This window comes from Escherichia sp. F1 (genome assembly GCF_046764225.1).
GTDB classification, from domain to species: Bacteria; Pseudomonadota; Gammaproteobacteria; order Enterobacterales; family Enterobacteriaceae; genus Escherichia; species Escherichia coli.
The window spans coordinates 2,276,790-2,295,491 of sequence record NZ_CP177202.1; the positions used below are offsets into that span (position 1 = coordinate 2,276,790).

21 protein-coding genes are annotated in these 18,702 nt (G+C 50.8%); 7 read left to right on the forward strand and 14 right to left on the reverse strand.

Annotated elements, in window-relative coordinates; all coding sequences use genetic code 11:
• The first annotated feature begins 60 nt into the window (after positions 1-60).
• Complete coding sequence (slyA, locus tag ACK8NJ_RS11030; RefSeq protein ID WP_000445640.1) at positions 61-495, forward strand: transcriptional regulator SlyA; 435 nt, start codon at positions 61-63, stop codon at positions 493-495.
• Between the two features lie 46 nt (positions 496-541).
• On the opposite strand, the gene slyB is transcribed toward slyA, so the two are convergent.
• Positions 542-1,009, reverse strand: a complete 468-nt coding sequence (gene slyB, locus ACK8NJ_RS11035) for an outer membrane lipoprotein SlyB (RefSeq protein WP_000597196.1) — start codon at positions 1,007-1,009, stop codon at positions 542-544.
• Positions 1,010-1,282: 273 nt separating this feature from the next.
• Here slyB and anmK point away from each other — a divergent pair, with 273 nt between their 5' ends.
• The 5 genes from anmK (at position 1,283) to pdxY (ending at position 5,859) form a co-directional block, all read left to right on the forward strand.
• Complete coding sequence (gene anmK, locus ACK8NJ_RS11040) at positions 1,283-2,392, forward strand: anhydro-N-acetylmuramic acid kinase (RefSeq protein ID WP_000835077.1); 1,110 nt, start codon at positions 1,283-1,285, stop codon at positions 2,390-2,392.
• Between the two features lie 97 nt (positions 2,393-2,489).
• On the forward strand, positions 2,490-2,819 hold the full coding sequence (gene mliC / locus ACK8NJ_RS11045; RefSeq protein ID WP_000061974.1) for a C-type lysozyme inhibitor: 330 nt from the start codon (positions 2,490-2,492) through the stop codon (positions 2,817-2,819).
• Between the two features lie 58 nt (positions 2,820-2,877).
• Entirely contained in the window at positions 2,878-3,534 is a 657-nt protein-coding gene (gene pdxH, locus ACK8NJ_RS11050) for a pyridoxamine 5'-phosphate oxidase (RefSeq protein ID WP_001282319.1), read from the forward strand.
• Between the two features lie 128 nt (positions 3,535-3,662).
• On the forward strand, positions 3,663-4,937 hold the full coding sequence (tyrS, locus tag ACK8NJ_RS11055; protein WP_001295400.1) for a tyrosine--tRNA ligase: 1,275 nt from the start codon (positions 3,663-3,665) through the stop codon (positions 4,935-4,937).
• Between the two features lie 61 nt (positions 4,938-4,998).
• Positions 4,999-5,859 (forward strand): pyridoxal kinase PdxY, encoded by an 861-nt coding sequence (gene pdxY, locus ACK8NJ_RS11060; RefSeq protein WP_001302086.1) that lies wholly within the window; start codon positions 4,999-5,001, stop codon positions 5,857-5,859.
• Between the two features lie 43 nt (positions 5,860-5,902).
• On the opposite strand, the gene gstA is transcribed toward pdxY, so the two are convergent.
• The 12 genes from gstA to blr all read right to left on the reverse strand — a co-directional run bounded on the left by gstA (position 5,903) and on the right by blr (position 16,334).
• Positions 5,903-6,508: a glutathione transferase GstA gene (gene gstA, locus ACK8NJ_RS11065; protein ID WP_000765742.1), complete on the reverse strand. Its 606-nt coding sequence runs from the start codon at positions 6,506-6,508 to the stop codon at positions 5,903-5,905.
• A gap of 105 nt (positions 6,509-6,613) precedes the next feature.
• A complete protein-coding gene (dtpA, locus tag ACK8NJ_RS11070) occupies positions 6,614-8,116 on the reverse strand; it encodes a dipeptide/tripeptide permease DtpA (protein ID WP_411962456.1) in 1,503 nt (500 codons plus the stop codon).
• 610 nt (positions 8,117-8,726) lie between these two features.
• Positions 8,727-9,362 carry an endonuclease III gene (nth, locus tag ACK8NJ_RS11075; protein WP_001030339.1) on the reverse strand — a complete coding sequence of 212 codons (636 nt, stop codon included), beginning with the start codon at positions 9,360-9,362 and terminating at the stop codon, positions 8,727-8,729.
• Positions 9,362-10,057 carry an electron transport complex subunit RsxE gene (gene rsxE, locus ACK8NJ_RS11080; RefSeq protein WP_001289652.1) on the reverse strand — a complete coding sequence of 232 codons (696 nt, stop codon included), beginning with the start codon at positions 10,055-10,057 and terminating at the stop codon, positions 9,362-9,364. The genes nth and rsxE overlap by 1 nt, the downstream gene beginning before the upstream one ends.
• Positions 10,058-10,060: 3 nt before the next feature.
• Positions 10,061-10,681 carry an electron transport complex subunit RsxG gene (rsxG, locus tag ACK8NJ_RS11085; protein ID WP_000920798.1) on the reverse strand — a complete coding sequence of 207 codons (621 nt, stop codon included), beginning with the start codon at positions 10,679-10,681 and terminating at the stop codon, positions 10,061-10,063.
• Between the two features lie 3 nt (positions 10,682-10,684).
• On the reverse strand, positions 10,685-11,743 hold the full coding sequence (rsxD, locus tag ACK8NJ_RS11090) for an electron transport complex subunit RsxD (protein ID WP_001559178.1): 1,059 nt from the start codon (positions 11,741-11,743) through the stop codon (positions 10,685-10,687).
• Positions 11,744-13,966: an electron transport complex subunit RsxC gene (gene rsxC / locus ACK8NJ_RS11095; protein ID WP_411962457.1), complete on the reverse strand. Its 2,223-nt coding sequence runs from the start codon at positions 13,964-13,966 to the stop codon at positions 11,744-11,746.
• A complete protein-coding gene (gene rsxB / locus ACK8NJ_RS11100) occupies positions 13,959-14,537 on the reverse strand; it encodes an electron transport complex subunit RsxB (RefSeq protein ID WP_000991806.1) in 579 nt (192 codons plus the stop codon). The genes rsxC and rsxB overlap by 8 nt, the downstream gene beginning before the upstream one ends.
• Positions 14,537-15,118, reverse strand: coding sequence for an electron transport complex subunit RsxA (gene rsxA / locus ACK8NJ_RS11105; protein ID WP_000133193.1), 582 nt, complete (start codon positions 15,116-15,118; stop codon positions 14,537-14,539). Before rsxA ends, rsxB begins: the two co-directional genes overlap by 1 nt.
• Before the next feature lie 76 nt (positions 15,119-15,194).
• Entirely contained in the window at positions 15,195-15,635 is a 441-nt protein-coding gene (locus ACK8NJ_RS11110) for a DUF2569 domain-containing protein (protein WP_001306099.1), read from the reverse strand.
• 85 nt (positions 15,636-15,720) lie between these two features.
• Complete coding sequence (gene ydgT, locus ACK8NJ_RS11115) at positions 15,721-15,936, reverse strand: transcription modulator YdgT (RefSeq protein WP_000217950.1); 216 nt, start codon at positions 15,934-15,936, stop codon at positions 15,721-15,723.
• Positions 15,937-16,208: 272 nt separating this feature from the next.
• On the reverse strand, positions 16,209-16,334 hold the full coding sequence (gene blr / locus ACK8NJ_RS11120; RefSeq protein WP_001296096.1) for a division septum protein Blr: 126 nt from the start codon (positions 16,332-16,334) through the stop codon (positions 16,209-16,211).
• A 242-nt stretch (positions 16,335-16,576) separates the two neighbouring features.
• Between blr and ACK8NJ_RS11125 the strand changes: the two genes are divergently transcribed.
• On the forward strand, positions 16,577-17,617 hold the full coding sequence (locus tag ACK8NJ_RS11125) for an oxidoreductase (protein WP_001282537.1): 1,041 nt from the start codon (positions 16,577-16,579) through the stop codon (positions 17,615-17,617).
• A 35-nt stretch (positions 17,618-17,652) separates the two neighbouring features.
• Here ACK8NJ_RS11125 and add read toward each other — a convergent pair whose 3' ends face one another.
• On the reverse strand, positions 17,653-18,654 hold the full coding sequence (gene add, locus ACK8NJ_RS11130; RefSeq protein WP_000567501.1) for an adenosine deaminase: 1,002 nt from the start codon (positions 18,652-18,654) through the stop codon (positions 17,653-17,655).
• Between the last annotated feature and the right edge of the window lie 48 nt (positions 18,655-18,702).

Sequence of the window (18,702 nt, forward strand, 5' to 3'; positions counted from 1 at the left end):
GCTGCACACTATTCTAAAAGCCGCATTATATCTTAGCAAGCTAATTATAAGGAGATGAAATTGGAATCGCCACTAGGTTCTGATCTGGCACGGTTGGTGCGCATATGGCGTGCTCTGATAGACCATCGCCTGAAACCGCTGGAGTTAACACAAACCCATTGGGTTACGTTACACAATATCCATCAGTTACCTCCAGACCAGTCGCAAATTCAACTGGCAAAAGCGATTGGCATCGAGCAGCCATCACTTGTCCGTACTCTGGACCAACTGGAAGAAAAAGGGTTAATTTCGCGTCAAACTTGTGCCAGCGATCGTCGGGCTAAACGTATTAAACTGACGGAAAAGGCAGAGCCGCTGATCAGCGAAATGGAAGCTGTTATTAACAAAACCCGCGCGGAAATTTTACATGGCATCTCCGCAGAGGAACTGGAACAACTGATTAAGCTCATCGCAAAACTTGAGCATAATATCATTGAGTTACAGGCCAAAGGGTGAAATGAAGGGGGCGTGTGGTCAGTAACCTGACCACACGCAAACTTATTTAGCGCGGGGAAACGGTCACCTGACTGCCATTGCTGGCCAGTACGACACGTTGGCCCGGAGAGAAACGAGTGTTGCCTTGTTTTTGTACCACCATGATAGTATTACCATCGTCTTTACGAATTTCCAGCTCGACACCCTGCGTTTTGTTCATTGCACTCTGTACGCCCTGACCGGCTACGCCACCTGCAACAGCGCCTGCTGCAGTAGCCAGAGAACGCCCGGTTCCGCCACCAACAGTATTCCCCAGGAAACCACCAAGAACAGCACCGCCAATTGCGCCGATAACGTTGGAATCATCACCGCCCTGAATCTGTACCGGACGTACGTTAACGATGGTGCCATAGCTGACATTCTGTACTTGTTTCGCTTCAGAAGCGGTATAAACATCCCCTGACAGGGTGTCGTTATTAACACAACCGACAAGAGACAGACCTACCATTGAAACAACCAATACGCGTTTAATCATTGAAAAATCTCCTGTTCACCATGAAACGCCACGCAAGCATCCCTCATGGTCAAAGTATATGGCATATGTGAATCCATGGTTACATGTTCTACCAAATATGAGCAAATCATAATGAAAGTAGGATCAACCAATTATAAACAAAACATTCATGATGATTATTGATTTGAAGATAATGTTTTACTACCAACGGTAAAAATCGGTCATTCCGCATGGTATTCACGAAAAGTTTATGTTTGAGTGGTGCGCAAACGTCAGATTGAAAAAGGATGAACTATGAAATCGGGCCGCTTTATTGGCGTTATGTCAGGCACCAGCCTTGATGGTGTTGATGTTGTGTTGGCGACAATTGATGAACACCGGGTCGCACAGCTGGCAAGTTTGAGCTGGCCGATCCCGGTGTCTCTGAAACAGGCTGTACTGGATATTTGCCAGGGCCAGCAGCTTACACTTTCTCAGTTTGGACAGCTTGATACTCAACTCGGGCGACTTTTTGCTGATGCGGTCAATGCCTTGCTTAAGGAACAAAACCTGCAGGCGAGAGATATCGTTGCGATCGGCTGTCACGGTCAAACCGTCTGGCATGAACCGACGGGCGTGGCACCACACACTTTACAGATTGGCGATAACAATCAAATTGTGGCACGCACCGGAATTACGGTTGTCGGTGATTTTCGTCGTCGCGATATTGCCTTGGGAGGACAAGGCGCACCGCTGGTACCTGCGTTCCATCATGCGCTGCTGGCTCACCCAACCGAGCGACGAATGGTGCTCAATATTGGCGGCATCGCCAATCTGTCACTGCTCATTCCTGGGCAGCCGGTAGGGGGCTACGATACCGGCCCTGGTAACATGCTGATGGATGCCTGGATCTGGCGTCAGGCAGGTAAACCTTACGATAAAGATGCCGAGTGGGCACGGGCGGGTAAAGTCATTCTCCCACTGCTGCAAAATATGCTTAGCGACCCGTATTTCTCGCAACCTGCACCGAAAAGCACCGGACGCGAATACTTTAACTACGGTTGGCTGGAGCGCCATTTGCGCCATTTTCCGGGTGTTGATCCCCGAGATGTACAGGCGACACTGGCAGAACTCACCGCCGTGACCATTTCTGAACAAGTTTTGTTGAGCGGTGGCTGCGAACGATTGATGGTATGTGGTGGAGGAAGTCGTAATCCGCTACTCATGGCGCGTCTGGCGGCATTACTGCCAGGCACAGAAGTCACCACCACCGATGCCGTTGGCATTAGTGGTGATGACATGGAAGCATTGGCTTTCGCCTGGCTTGCCTGGCGTACGCTGGCGGGATTACCAGGAAATCTGCCTTCCGTCACTGGCGCAAGCCAGGAGACGGTACTGGGGGCTATTTTCCCTGCTAACCCGTGATATCAGAGTTAACTGAATTTTTCTTACCGCGTCTGCCGTTACACTTGGAACGTTAGGGAGGGCGTATTGCCCTCCAGACCAGGAAAGTCTTCGGGAAATGTCTATGAAAAAACTGTTACTGATCTGTTTGCCGGTGCTTCTCACCGGCTGTAGCGCGTTCAATCAACTGGTTGAGCGCATGCAAACCGATACGCTGGAATACCAGTGTGATGAAAAACCGTTGACGGTCAAACTGAATAATCCGCGCCAGGAAGTCAGTTTTGTTTACGATAATCAACTACTGCATCTCAAACAGGGCATTTCTGCGTCTGGTGCACGTTACACCGACGGGATCTATGTTTTCTGGTCGAAAGGCGAGGAAGCGACTGTCTATAAACGCGACCGCATCGTCTTGAATAACTGTCAGTTACAAAATCCACAGCGTTGAGATTTTTCCAGGGGCGGCGCACAATAGCGTCACCCACTGACAATCCGTAAAGAAAACCATGTCTGATAACGACGAATTGCAGCAAATCGCGCATCTGCGCCGTGAATACACCAAAGGCGGATTACGCCGCCGCGATCTTCCCGCCGATCCATTAACCCTTTTTGAACGCTGGCTCTCTCAGGCGTGTGAAGCCAAACTGGCGGACCCTACCGCGATGGTGGTCGCTACCGTGGATGAACATGGTCAGCCTTATCAGCGCATCGTTTTGCTCAAACATTACGACGAAAAAGGCATGGTGTTTTACACCAACCTCGGCAGCCGTAAAGCACATCAAATCGAAAATAATCCGCGCGTTAGCCTGCTGTTCCCGTGGCATACCCTTGAGCGCCAGGTGATGGTGATCGGTAAAGCTGAACGACTTTCGACTCTCGAAGTGATGAAATATTTTCATAGTCGCCCCCGTGATAGCCAGATTGGTGCATGGGTTTCGAAGCAGTCCAGTCGCATTTCTGCCCGCGGTATCCTTGAAAGTAAATTCCTGGAGCTGAAGCAGAAGTTTCAACAGGGCGAAGTGCCATTGCCGAGTTTTTGGGGCGGTTTTCGCGTCAGCCTTGAACAGATTGAGTTCTGGCAGGGCGGTGAGCATCGCCTGCATGACCGCTTTTTGTACCAGCGTGAAAATGATGCGTGGAAGATTGATCGTCTTGCCCCCTGAAAAGATGCAAAAATCTTGCTTTAATCGCTGGTACTCCTGATTCTGGCACTTTATTCTATGTCTCTTTCGCATCTGGCGAAAAGTCGTGTACCGGCAAAGGTGCAGTCGTTATATACATGGAGATTTTGATGGCAAGCAGTAACTTGATTAAACAATTGCAAGAGCGGGGGCTGGTAGCCCAGGTGACGGACGAGGAAGCGTTAGCAGAGCGACTGGCGCAAGGCCCGATCGCGCTCTATTGCGGCTTCGATCCTACCGCTGACAGCTTGCATTTGGGGCATCTTGTTCCATTGTTATGCCTGAAACGCTTCCAGCAGGCGGGCCACAAGCCGGTTGCGCTGGTAGGCGGCGCGACGGGTCTGATTGGCGACCCGAGCTTCAAAGCTGCTGAGCGTAAGCTGAACACCGAAGAAACTGTTCAGGAGTGGGTGGACAAAATCCGCAAGCAGGTTGCCCCGTTCCTCGATTTCGACTGTGGAGAAAACTCTGCTATCGCGGCGAACAACTATGACTGGTTCGGCAATATGAATGTGCTGACCTTCCTGCGCGATATTGGCAAACACTTCTCCGTTAACCAGATGATCAACAAAGAAGCGGTTAAGCAGCGTCTCAACCGTGAAGATCAGGGGATTTCGTTCACTGAGTTTTCCTACAACCTGTTGCAGGGTTATGACTTCGCCTGTCTGAACAAACAGTACGGTGTGGTGCTGCAAATTGGTGGTTCTGACCAGTGGGGTAACATCACTTCTGGTATCGACCTGACCCGTCGTCTGCATCAGAATCAGGTGTTTGGCCTGACCGTTCCGCTGATCACCAAAGCAGACGGCACCAAATTTGGTAAAACTGAAGGCGGCGCAGTCTGGTTGGATCCGAAGAAAACCAGCCCGTACAAATTCTACCAGTTCTGGATTAACACTGCGGATGCCGACGTTTACCGCTTCCTGAAGTTCTTCACCTTTATGAGCATTGAAGAGATCAACGCCCTGGAAGAAGAAGATAAAAACAGTGGTAAAGCACCGCGCGCCCAGTATGTACTGGCGGAACAGGTGACACGTCTGGTGCATGGTGAAGAAGGTTTGCAGGCGGCAAAACGTATTACCGAATGCCTGTTCAGCGGTTCCTTGAGTGCGCTGAGTGAAGCGGACTTCGAACAGCTGGCGCAGGACGGCGTACCGATGGTTGAGATGGAAAAAGGCGCAGACCTGATGCAGGCGCTGGTCGATTCTGAACTGCAACCTTCTCGTGGTCAGGCGCGTAAAACTATCGCTTCCAATGCCATCACCATTAACGGTGAAAAACAGTCCGATCCTGAATACTTCTTTAAAGAAGAAGATCGTCTGTTTGGTCGTTTTACCTTACTGCGTCGCGGCAAAAAGAATTACTGTCTGATTTGCTGGAAATAATGCATTAAGTGGAAAGGGGGAGTGAGAAATCACTCCCCCTGGTTTTTATACAGGGAACATGATGAAAAATATTCTCGCTATCCAGTCTCACGTTGTTTATGGTCATGCGGGTAACAGTGCGGCAGAGTTTCCGATGCGCCGCCTGGGCGCGAACGTCTGGCCGCTGAACACCGTTCAATTTTCTAATCACACCCAATACGGCAAATGGACTGGCTGCGTGATGCCGCCCAGCCATTTAACCGAAATTGTGCAAGGCATTGCCGCCATTGATAAATTACACACCTGTGATGCCGTATTAAGTGGCTATCTGGGTTCGGCGGAGCAGGGTGAACATATTCTCGGTATCGTTCGTCAGGTGAAAGCAGCAAATCCGCAGGCGAAATATTTTTGCGATCCGGTAATGGGTCATCCGGAAAAAGGCTGTATCGTTGCACCGGGTGTCGCAGAGTTTCATGTGCGTCACGGTTTGCCTGCCAGCGATATCATTGCGCCGAATCTGGTTGAGCTGGAGATACTCTGTGAGCATCCGGTAAATAACGTCGAAGAAGCGGTTCTGGCAGCGCGTGAACTCATTGCGCAAGGGCCACAAATTGTGTTGGTTAAACACCTGGCGCGGGCTGGCTACAGCCGTGACCGTTTTGAAATGCTGCTGGTTACCGCCGATGAAGCCTGGCATATCAGCCGTCCGCTGGTGGATTTTGGTATGCGCCAGCCGGTAGGTGTTGGTGATGTGACGAGCGGTTTACTGCTGGTGAAACTGCTTCAGGGGGCAACGCTGCAGGAGGCCCTGGAACATGTGACCGCTGCAGTATACGAAATCATGGTGACCACCAAAGCAATGCAGGAATATGAGCTGCAAGTGGTTGCTGCTCAGGATCGTATTGCCAAACCAGAACATTATTTCAGCGCAACAAAGCTCTGAAATATCTCATTTCGGCCCACAACGACCTGTGGGCCGATGGCTATTACTTTAAGCCTTCCGCTGACAGCGCGTCTTGTACTTCCGGACGTTCAGCCATACGTTGCATAAATGCCGCAATGTGCTCTAACCCTTCCAGATTCAGTTTCACCGCGTATGCCCAGCGCAGAACCGTAAACAGATAGGCATCAGCAATTGTAAATCGTTGCCCGCAGATCCAGTGCTCATCCTTCAGAGCATCGTTCACATATTGCAGCTTCTTCTCCAGCTGCGCGCGAACTGTTGGTTTGTACTCTTCCGGTGTATCAGGGCGAAACAGAGGTGTGAAGCCTTTATGCAGCTCGGTGGCGATGTAATTCAGCCATTCGATGGTTTTATAGCGGGAAATACTGTTTACCGGTGCCAGCAACTGGCGGTCGGGGACGCTGTCGGCAAGATACTGCATAATTGCTACGCCTTCCGTCAGCAAAGTACCATCGTCCAGCAGCAATGCAGGCACCTGTCCCTTAGGGTTAACGGCAAAGTAATCGTCACCGTTTTCGAGACGTTTTTTCATTAAATCCACACTGACGAGCGTAAAATCCTTTCCGCTCTCACGCAGGGTGATATGGGAAGCGAGAGAGCAGGCGCCCGGTTTGTAGAACAATTTCATCGGTAACTCCTTTTGTCTGTGGTTTAAAGTATGGTAGTGCGTTGCTGAACAAAAAAAAAGCCGCTAACGAAAAGTTAGCGGCTTGTAAAAAAGTTTCCCTGAATTTTACGCTACAGCAGCTTTCGCCGCTTTGTCTGCAGCGTCATCCTGCGTCATGCGGTGCAGTTTCGGCGCGGTCAGCAGCATCAGTACTGCAATAACGGCAGTAGCGACACCAATCTGCAAGAATACGCGACCATAGACTTCCAGTGACATCAGTGGATCGGTAACGTTATCCGGCACAGCCATCATACCCGCAACATAACCACCAATCAGGTTTGCACCGGCAGTGGTCAGGAACCAGCTACCCATAATGAAGCCCATCAGACGCTGCGGAACGAGTTGTGCGACCATTGCCAGACCCAGACCAGAGATCATCAGTTCCCCGATACTCTGCAGGCCATAGCTCGCGACCAGCCAGCTTACAGACACGATACCAGCGTCAGACGCGAATTTCGCACCCAGCGGCAGAATCAGGAACGCACCAGAACACATCACCATGCCGATTGCAAACTTGGTTGGCATCGGCAGGGTATCGCCCATCTTGTTATAGATAGCGGCCAGAATCGGGCTACCAATGATGATCCAGAACGGGTTCAGTGCCTGATACTGCTCAGGTTCTACGGCCAGGCCCAGAATGGTGTGTTCAACGTTACGAATCGCAAAGAAGTTCAGTGACGTTGGCATCTGGCTGTACAGCACGAAGAAGATAATGGCTTCGAGCATCAGGATGAAGGCAACGATCATTTTACGACGCGCAGCACCTTTCATCGCGAAGGCTTCTTTACCGAAGATAACCACAATACCGAAGGCAACAACGCCCAGCGCCATACGCGCAACTTCCTGATTGTGCAGCAGCCAGGTGGCGATAGCGATCAGTGCCACAACACCAATAATGGTCAGCAGCAGGTTACGGTAGTTGATAGGCTCGAAGTCTGGTTTTGAACCGTACTGTTTAACCCAGCGTTGGCAGAAGGCGAAGTTAACGATAGTGATCAGCAGGCCTACAACGCTCAACGCAAACGCAACACTCCAGCCGTATTTCGCGGCCAGCCACGGGGTGGCGATCATAGAGAAGAAAGAGCCGATGTTGACGGACATGTAGTACATGGTGAATGCACCCTCCAGACGCGGGTCGTTTTTCTCATAGCATGTAGAAAGCAGAGAAGACGGGTTAGCTTTAAACAGGCCGTTACCGACCGCAATAGCTGCCATACCCATATAAACGATACCGGCGTCGTGACCAGACCAGGCAACCAGAGCATAACCAATCGCCAGCACAATAGCGCCAAGCATAATTACGCGTTTAGTACCCAGTACCTTGTCACCTAACCAGCCGCCGATAGCGACCAGACCATAAACCAGGGCACTAAAGGAAGAGAAAAGGGTGATTGAATCCGCTTCAGACATACCCAGTTGTTTAACCAGGTAAACAGCCATAATTCCTTGTAGGCCGTAATAACCAAAACGTTCCCATAACTCAATCGAGAAGATGAGATAGAACGCCTTCGGTTGTTTGAAAGCGTTCAAACTGACGCTTTCAGTTGGTTTTTGGTTTGCAGTGGACACTTTTACCTCTTTTTTTACATCCCATATTAACGGGGGTGCTTTCTCGCGTTATGCCTAAAAAACATACGCGCAATTGTTATAGTGGGAGGGGAAACGGCAGGTAATGTTCACTATCTTGCACTTTCAGACAAGTCCTTTGTAATAATCTGTTACATATAACTGAGGCGGGGAATTCAACCATTCCGGGAAATGTTATCCAGCGTTAAATTTTTCAAAAAACGTAACGGCAGATTTTTTCACTACCCTGAGAGGGGGATGATGGCTTAACGGCGATATGTTCTGCTATTTAGCGTTTTTCCTAGTGAGATAGTCCAGTTTCTGAAAAATAGCCAGTGTAATGTTTTGTAGGTCAATATTTGTTGCGTGTGTAAATTTAAATGATTTTAACCTAATTCTTGCAATGTTTTTACATTGCCACAGCATCGTGATCTTGATCACGAATGAATAGAAAATTTCGCTATTAAAAAAACAATTAACCTGCATTTTTGGTTATCCGCAAACGGATTACCTGATGATAACGCTAAGCAATGGCATCATTGACGTTAAAAAGATGTTTTAAAAGAGGATAAAGAAAGGTTATGAATGGGGTAATCGGTGTTACCCCTTTTCTTCAGATGTCAACTTTCTCTTTGTATTCACAAAGATCTTCAATAATACAAGAGCCACAGCGGGGCTTGCGGGCAATACAGGTATAACGCCCGTGTAGGATCAACCAATGGTGGCAGTCGACTTTAAACTCTGCCGGAACCACTTTCAGTAGCTTTTCTTCTACCTGTTCGACGTTTTTCCCCGGCGCAAATTGAGTACGATTACAAACGCGGAAAATGTGCGTGTCGACAGCAATAGTCGGCCAGCCGAATGCAGTGTTTAATACGACGTTGGCTGTTTTACGACCTACACCAGGCAGGGCTTCAAGCGCAGCACGATCTTCCGGAACCTCGCCATTATGCTGTTCCAGTAAGATACGGCAGGTTTTGATGATATTTTCTGCTTTGCTGTTATAAAGCCCAATGGTTTTGATATAGGTTTTCACCCCTTCGACGCCCAGTTCAAGCATCGCTGCAGGTGTATTCGCCACCGGGTAGAGTTTCGCCGTCGCCTTATTAACACTGACATCGGTCGCCTGAGCGGAAAGCAGTACGGCAATCAGCAATTCAAAAGGCGAACTGAAATTAAGCTCGGTGGTGGGATGAGGATTGTTCTCACGCAGGCGAGTGAGGATCTCCAGGCGTTTTGCTTTGTTCATCAGACATTCCCTGTTTCACCGTTTGGCAATGCACGTTCGGCAGCTGCTTCAGCACGGCGCTTTTTCATTCTTTCATCAATCAGGTATTTTCCTGCCAGCATCAGTCCCAGGCCAATAAATGCACCTGGTGGCAGCATCGCCAGCAGGAAAGGGGAGTCGGTGTGGAAAATTTCCACGCGTAATACTTTTGCCCAGCTACCTAACAGCGCATCTGCACCGTCAAACAACGTGCCATTGCCGATAATTTCGCGTAGTGAACCCAGCACGAACATGGCGCAGGTTGCGCCCATACCAATTGAAAAGCCGTCCAGTGCCGAAAGCGCCGGACCTTTTTTGGCGGCGAAGGCTTCAGCGCGGCCAACAACGATACAGTTAGTGACAATCAGCGGAATAAAAATCCCTAATGATTGATACAGGCCAAAGGCGTAGGCGTTGATCAGCATCTGTACAGCGCTGACCACCGAGGCGATGATCATCACGTAAATGGGAATGCGGATCTCGGCTGGCGTCCAGTGACGCAGCGTCGAAATGGTCAGGTTGGTCAGCGTCAGTACCAGCGTAGTCGCAAGTCCTAAACCCAGGGCGTTGGTGGCAGTGGACGTGACCGCCAGCAGCGGACAAAGGCCGAGCAACTGGACCAGCGCAGAGTTGTTTTTCCACAACCCCTGAACAATAACGTCTTTAATTTCGCTCACGCTTTATTCTCCACAGGCAGGAAGTTGGGAAAGTTGTGCCGGTAACGTCTGAGCGTACAATCCGGCGCGTTTTACCGCATTTACCACCGCGCGCGGAGTAATCGTCGCGCCGGTGAACTGGTCGAAATCACCACCATCTTTCTTCACCGCCCAGTGCGCATCATCCGCACCACTGATTTTTTTACCCGCAAAATGGGTGATCCAGTCAGAAAGGCGCAGTTCGATTTTATCGCCAAGCCCTGGCGTTTCGTGGTGCTCTGTCACGCGCGTGCCAAGTACCGTGCCGTTAAAATCGGCTCCCACCAGCAGCTGAATCGCACCGGAATAGCCATCTGGCGCGGTTGTTTCCAGAACGGCGGCTACCGGTTTGTCATCCTGTTTGGCGATGTAAACCCGATGCTCACCTTTACCTAACTCTGGCGCAGTGACCAGATAGCAACTCTGTGCCAGCGCATTGTTATAGCGTTCGGCTGGCAGCACCTGATCAAATAAAGCCTTTTGTTGCAGACTGGCCTGTTCAGCAATTGTCGTTTTGGTCATCTGGTTGATGGCCGCAGTTAACCCTGTAGAACCCGCTGCAAATAGTGCCAGTGTAATGCCGTGTTTTCGGATAGTTTTCAGCATGGTTTACCCTTTGCGATGGCCGTAGACGCGCGGACGCGTGTAGTAATCGATCAGAGGAACCGTGATGTTCGCCAGCAGGACGGCAAAAGCCACGCCGTCAGGATAGCCGCCGAAACTGCGGATCAACCAGACTAATAAACCCGCCAGCGCGCCGAAAATAAGACGACCACGATTGGTCGTAGAAGCAGTAACCGGGTCAGTCAAAATAAAGAATGCGCCGAGCATAGTCGCACCAGACAGCAGATGAATTTGCGGTGATGCCAGTGTTTCTGGTGAGAACAACCAGCCCAACGTTGCGCATAACGCCAGCGTTACTAAGAAGCTGAGGGGAATATGCCAGCGAATCGCTTTCTGCCATAGCAACCACACGCCGCCAGCCAGCCAGGCGAGATTTACCCATTGCCAACCAGCGCCCGCCAGAATACCGCTGTAGATCGGATATTGCATAATCTGTTCAACCGAATGACCGGCACGCACAGAGGTTTTAAATGTATCCAGCGGTGTCGCCTGACTAATGCCATCAATACCTAAGCGTAGTGTGTTCATATCACCACCACTGGCGGTATGTCCGCTGAAAATAACCTGTATGGCGTCGATAAAACCAGGGATGTTGACCGCGATTTCATGTGGCGGTAACCAGCTGGTCATCTGCACCGGGAAGGAGATCAGTAAGACCACATAACCAATCATTGCCGGATTAAACGGGTTTTGCCCCAGACCGCCATACAACTGTTTAGCGATGATCACCGCAAACACCGTACCCAGCACGACCATCCACCATGGCGCGAGGGGGGGAATACTTACCGCCAGCAATAAGCCTGTCAGCAATGCTGAGTTATCTTTCAACGTTGCGGCTACCGACTGCTTGCGTAGTTTGAGTACGAGAGCTTCGGCTAACAGAGCACTGACCGACGCCAACAGGATCTGAACGAGAGTACCCCAACCAAAAAACCACAGTTGCGCTGCGATTCCTGGCACGGCTGCGAGCAACACCAACAGCATAATGCGCGATGTTTGGCGCTGGTTATGGGTATAAGGGGAGCTAGCTATTCTGAATACCATTTAGTCCTCGTTTACAACCTTTTGCTGGGCGGCTTTTTTGGCCTGAACGCGGGCAATAGCCGCAGCAACTGCCGCTTTGCGCGGATCAATCTGTTCTTCTGGCTCCGCATTAGCCTGTTGCTGTTCCAGCTTGCGTGCTTTGGCGCGGGCAATAGCGGCTTCGACGGCGGCTTTGCGCGGATCGACCTGTTCTTCTGGTTCCGCATTAGCCTGTTGCTGTTCCAGCTTGCGTGCTTTGGCGCGGGCAATAGCGGCTTCGACGGCGGCTTTGCGCGGATCGACCGTTTCGTCTGGTTCCGCATTAGCCTGTTGCTGTTCCAGCTTGCGTGCTTTGGCACGGGCAATCGCAGCTTCGACGGCGGCTTTGCGCGGATCGACCTGTTGTTCTGGTTCGGCATTAGCCTGTTGCTGTTCCAGCTTGCGTGCTTTGGCACGGGCAATAGCTGCTTCGACGGCGGCTTTGCGCGGATCGACCTGTTCTTCTGGTTCCGCATTAGCCTGTTGCTGTTCCAGCTTGCGCGCTTTGGCGCGGGCGATAGCTGCTTCAACGGCAGTTTTACGTGGATCAGCAACGGTTGCTGCGTCGTTAGTTTGCTGCAGTTCTGCCTGTTTCGCTCTGGCTTGCGCTTTACGGGCTTCCCGTGCTGCAATAATTGCGCTGTTATCCGGGCGTTCGCCCGCTTTAATCACAATAGGCTGTGTAGCCTGGGCCTGTTTCTCTTTCACCCGCGCCAGAGCGGCAGCAATCGCATCTTTATCTTTGGCTGCAGGTTGAACGGCTGCGCTCTTATGTCGTTCAAGGCGAGCCGCTTTTTCGCGCTCCAGACGAGCCTGGCGCGCTTCGAAACGCGCTTTGGCTTCTGCGGCGCGCTTTTCTTCCTGACGAATAGCTGAAATTTCAGCTTTTTCCTGACGGAAATATTGCACCAGGGGAATATTGCTCGGGCAAACCCACGCGCAAGCCCCACATTCAATGCAGTCGGCAATGTTATGCGTGGTAGCTTTATCGTGTTGCTGACCTTTGCTGAACCAGTACAACTGTTGCGGCAAAAGATCCGCAGGGCAGGCGTCAGCACAGGCGCTACACCGGATGCAGCTTTGTTCTTCCTGTGGTTCGCCAAGCTCATTGGCAGAGGGAGCCAACAGACAGTTGGTAATCTTTACGACCGGGACATCCAGCCATGGCAAGGTAAAGCCCATTAGCGGGCCGCCCATAATCACCATTTGATCGGCAGAGGGGCAGAATCCGGCGTCATTCAATAAATGACGCACTGGCGTCCCCAGCCGTGCCCAGACGTTGCCCGGGCGAGCGATTGCTTCGCCAGTCAGGGTTACGACACGCTCGGTAATCGGCTCGCCATCAATAACGGCACGTTTCACTGCATAAGCAGTGCCGACGTTTTGCATTAATACGCCGATATCGGATGAACGCCCGCCATGTGGAACCTGCTTCCCGGTCAGAATGTAGGTTAATTGTTTAGCACCGCCAGAAGGATATTTGGTTGGAATCACCCGCAGAGAAATATCGTGAGAGTCCGCCAGCACCGCGCGCAGCATGGAAATCGCCTGCGGTTTGTTATCTTCAATGCCGATAAGAATTTCGCGTGGCTGCAGAATATGCGCAAGAATGCGAATACCCTCTACGACCTGAGCCGCGCAATCCTGCATCAAACGGTCATCGGCGGTAATGTACGGCTCGCACTCAGCAGCGTTGATAATCAACGTTTCAATCTTATCTCCGCCGCCCTGCAATTTAACGCCTGTCGGGAATCCTGCACCACCCAGCCCGGCAACACCAAACTGATGAATGCGCTCGATTAACTCTTCGCGACTGCGAGAGCGATAATCGGCCCAGCCGTCTCGCGGGATCCAGCAGTCTTCACCATCGGCATCAATAATCACGCTTAATTCAGCTAAAGCTGAAGGATGAGCCGTAGAGTGGGGCGCAATAGCCGTAACGGTACCCGAGGTGGGCGCGTGAACTGGCAGCATTTTGCCGCGTCCACGGGTAAGCGGCTGGCCGCGCAGTACTTTATCGCCGACGCTAACGCACAACTCACCTTCAGCGCCAATATGTTGTTTCAGTGGTATGACAAAACGCTGCGCCAGTGGTACCTGGCGCAGGGGCGTACCGTTGGACTGGGTTTTCATCTCCGGTGGATGGATGCCGCCGTTGAAATCCCAGATTTTATTTTTTCTGAATGCAGAGAATAACTTAAGCATGGTGTTCCACGGGAATGATACGCACGGGAATGGTGTTCAGATCCCATTTCCAGGAGTCAGGTGTTTCTGCAACCGGTTGCAACGAGATGCAGTGCGTCGGGCACGGATCAACACATAAATTGCAGCCCGTACAGAGATCACTCATTACCGTATGCATGGCGCGGGTAGCACCAACGATGGCGTCTACCGGACACGCCTGAATACATTTAGTGCAGCCAATACAGTTATTTTCATCAATAAACGCCACCATCCGCGCAGGCGTTAGCTCTTGCGCTTCGCCATCCAGCGGCTGTGGCTCGACATTAAGCAACTCAGCAATTTTTAGCATCACAGCTTCGCCACCTGGGGCGCAGCGGTTAATTTTTTCACCGTTACAGCTGATGGCTTCCGCGTAGGGGCGACAGCCGGGATAACCGCACTGACCACACTGGCTCTGCGGTAAGATTTCGTCAATTTTCTCAACGACCGGATCGTCTTCCACCGCAAAACGGCGGGAGGCATAACCCAGAATGGCGCCAAACGCCAGGCCCAGCAGGCTCACGGCGGCAACGGCAATCCAGATAGCATTCATTACAACTTCACCAAACCACTAAAGCCCATAAAGGCCAGAGACATAAGACCTGCGGTAATTAACGCAATGGCATTACCGCGAAAAGGTGCCGGGACATCAGCCACAGCAAGGCGTTCGCGGATGGCGGCGAAGAGCACCATCACCAGCGAGAAACCGACAGCGGCGGAAAAACCGTACAGCGCCGACTGCAAGAAATTGTGCCCGAGATTGATATTCAGCAACGCCACGCCGAGCACTGCACAGTTGGTGGTGATAAGCGGCAAAAAAATCCCCAGCAGACGGTAAAGCACCGGGCTGGTTTTGCGTACCACCATCTCGGTGAACTGCACAACCACAGCAATCACCAGAATAAATGCCAGGGTGCGCAGGTAAATCAGATTAAGCGGGATCAAAATCCACGTATCGATAAGCCAGGCGCAAATAGACGCCAGCGTCATCACAAACGTTGTAGCCAGCCCCATGCCCATCGCGGTTTCCAGCTTTTTGGAAACCCCCATAAACGGACAGAGACCGAGAAACTTGACCAGTACAAAGTTATTGACCAGTACAGTTCCGACAAACAGTAACAGGTAGTCAGTCATTTTTCGGCCTGAAATAAAAAAGCCGCCTATTATCCGTTAATCCAGAGCAGGCGACAACAGGTTAACTGTAAGGTTATTACGGATTCACAAACGTCGCTTTCACCCGCGACGAGCGTTTAAAATAGGGGACGATCAATGCGGTTGCCAACAAAGTAAACAGTAACTGGCGAACGGCTATGCCATCTTCCACGGGTGAAAAAGCGAACGCTTTTACTGCCAGCAATACGGAAATAAGCAGCCAGATAATATAGTGTTTAGGAACACAACGCCGACGTTTAAAGAAAGCGATGGTCAACCACAGTGTGTAATACCACATGGCGATAGCGGTAATAAAAGAAACGCCCCATAAGATTTGTGTCGTCAGTGCTTGTTCGCCGAGCGTTTGAAATGTTTGCGGAGAAGATAACGCAGCGGTATACAGCAACAACGCCAGCGTCGTACTTAACAGAGCGACTAAAAGCCAGGCCAATGGGCCAAGCAACCAGCCTCCAATACGTTGTGGCGTTGTGGTGGTCATAGGTTCTCCAGAATAGCGACGCAAACAGGCAAATCTAATTTTAGGGGCGTTATTATAAGGCTTTTATAACCGATCGCTACTTTCTTTATTGGACATAGTGCCAGACGGACTTCGGTACCTGGCCGAGGTCAAACAAACGCCCGCCAGAAACCAGCTCTGCGCGACGGTGATCGGCAGCACGATACATATTGATCAGTTCCTGATCGTCCGTCAGGGTGTAATTAAGATGGTCGTAGAGTTTTTCCAAACTTTCGAGTGAACTGATTTTGCGAAATTTTAATAAGTAGTCCTGAACAGTCATAAAAGGTCCATAAAATAATTAATACCAAAGGGGTAGGTATTATTAGTGATGATAAAATTTCACCAAAAGTGAACGCTTGTGTTATTACAATAATAAGAATGCGCTGATGGCAAATATTCAGGGATGAAAAACTGCTCTGAAAAGAGTAACGCGCTTTACTATCTCTGACAATCACCAACAACATCGAACAAGATAATAAATTCCTGGTTTAATATCCGACAAGTGAAAACATGCACCCGGACGGGCAGCATGTCGCTCTACAAGCGCAGAGCTTACTTGTGTTGTACCGTAGTACTCTGTTCAGGTGGCTGATAGTTGTCAATGTGACTCGCCACGCCAAGAAGAATGACTGAAACGACAAGAACGATCCAACCTGTTAATTCAATAAGACGATTCATTACAGCCCACATCTCTGTTGATTGATCCATTAACTTCAGGGGGTAAATGTTACTTAGCAATAATAGCTCCAGCAAGATTTTTACTGAGGTTTTTGCGATATTTAGCTTTTGTCGTTGGAAAATTCGCTATTTTTTTGACTTAAGTTAAACAACATCCCTTATTGCTGGCAGGTTATTAAACTGTTGAGCGAGGGTAAAGGATAGTGTCAAATAGCCATCATACTTCAATGAGAGGCAATGACATGAGCGACAACATCCGTGTTGGGTTGATTGGGTATGGTTATGCGAGCAAAACCTTCCATGCGCCCCTGATTGCGGGCACACCCGGGCTGGAACTGGCGGTAATCTCCAGCAGCGATGAAACAAAAGTAAAAGCCGACTGGCCAACGGTTACGGTTGTCTCTGAGCCGAAGCATCTGTTTAACGATCCCAACATAGACCTGATTGTCATCCCTACACCCAACGATACCCATTTCCCGTTAGCCAAAGCGGCGCTTGAGGCGGGTAAACATGTGGTCGTTGATAAACCCTTTACCGTGACACTGTCACAAGCGCGAGAGCTGGAAGCGCTGGCAAAAAGCCTGGGGCGTGTGCTGTCTGTATTCCATAACCGTCGCTGGGATAGCGATTTCCTGACGCTAAAAGGTTTGCTCGCGGAAGGCGTGCTGGGTGAAGTTGCTTACTTTGAGTCTCATTTTGACCGCTTCCGTCCGCAGGTGCGCGATCGTTGGCGTGAACAGGGCGGCCCTGGCAGCGGTATCTGGTACGATTTAGCACCGCATCTTCTTGATCAGGCCATTACGCTATTTGGTTTACCGGTTAGCATGACGGTAGATTTGGCACAGTTACGGCCCGGAGCGCAGTCGACTGATTATTTCCACGCCATCTTGTCCTATCCGCAGCGGCGAGTCATTTTACACGGCACTATGCTGGCAGCCGCTGAGTCAGCACGTTATATCGTGCATGGATCCCGAGGCAGTTATGTGAAATATGGCCTCGATCCACAGGAAGAACGTCTGAAAAATGGCGAGCGTCTGCCGCAGGAAGACTGGGGCTACGATATGCGTGATGGCGTACTTACCCGCGTGGAAGGTGAGGAACGTGTCGAAGAAACCCTGTTGACAGTACCAGGGAATTATCCGGCTTACTATGCGGCTATTCGTGATGCGTTAAATGGCGATGGTGAAAATCCGGTTCCGGCAAGTCAGGCAATCCAGGTAATGGAGTTGATTGAGCTGGGCATCGAATCCGCCAAACATCGCGCGACGCTGTGCCTTGCGTGAAAAGAGGATGGTGCAATTAGCACCATCCATTTTTGTTACTTCGCGGCGACTTTTTCTCGCAGTGCGCGTTTTTCCTCTGCGCTGAGGAAAGCCATTTCCAGACCATTAATCTGCGCCTGACGGATTTGCTCGCGGGATAACCCAGCAGCCGGCGCGGCAACGGTATATTCGTGAATGATATCCACTCCCTGTACGCCGGGATCGTCAGTGTTAATGCTGGCACGAATGCCATGCTCAAGGAACGTTTTCAGCGGATGTGCAGCCAGCTCTGCTACGGTGCTGGTCTGAATATTGGAGGTCAGACAGGATTCAATACCAATTTGTTGCTCGGCGAGAAAATCCATCAGCGCCCGATCTTCAATGGCTTTTACGCCATGTCCAATACGCTCCGCACCCAGTTCACGAATCGCCTGCCAGATGCTTTCCGGCCCGGCAGCTTCGCCTGCATGGACGGTAATATGCCAGCCCGCATCACGCGCAAGGTTGAAGTGAGAAAGGAACAGACTTCCCGGGAAACCAAGTTCATCACCGGCTAAATCAAGTGCGGTAATCTGGTCACGGTGGGCTAAAAAGGCCTCCAGCTCTTGCTGACAGGCGGCTTCGCCGAAGGTTCGGCTCATAATGCCGATAAGCTTCGCCTGCACACCAAAGGTGCGGCAACCTTCACGTACGCCATCGATCACCGCTTCGACAACACCCGCTACAGGCAGCTTATGTGCCATTGCCATGTAGCCTGGTGAAAAACGCAGCTCGACATAGTGCAGGCCGTTACGGGCTGCATCTTCAATGTTTTCAAATGCTACGCGGCGGCAGGCATCAAGAGAGGCGAGAACTTTAACACCCCAGTCAAGTTTGGTCAGAAAGCTCACCAGATCGGGTTCGTTGGCAATGACCTGAACGTGGGGAATCAGTGTTTCCAGGGATTGTGCAGGAAGCGAGATATTATACTGGCGGCCAAGTTCAAGAATGGTCTGGGGACGAATGTTGCCATCAAGGTGGCGATGGATATCAGTTAATGGCAGGGTGGTATCAATCATGGTCGCACTCTTTTTCTGGATATAAAAGTGCGCACCATTATAAAAACA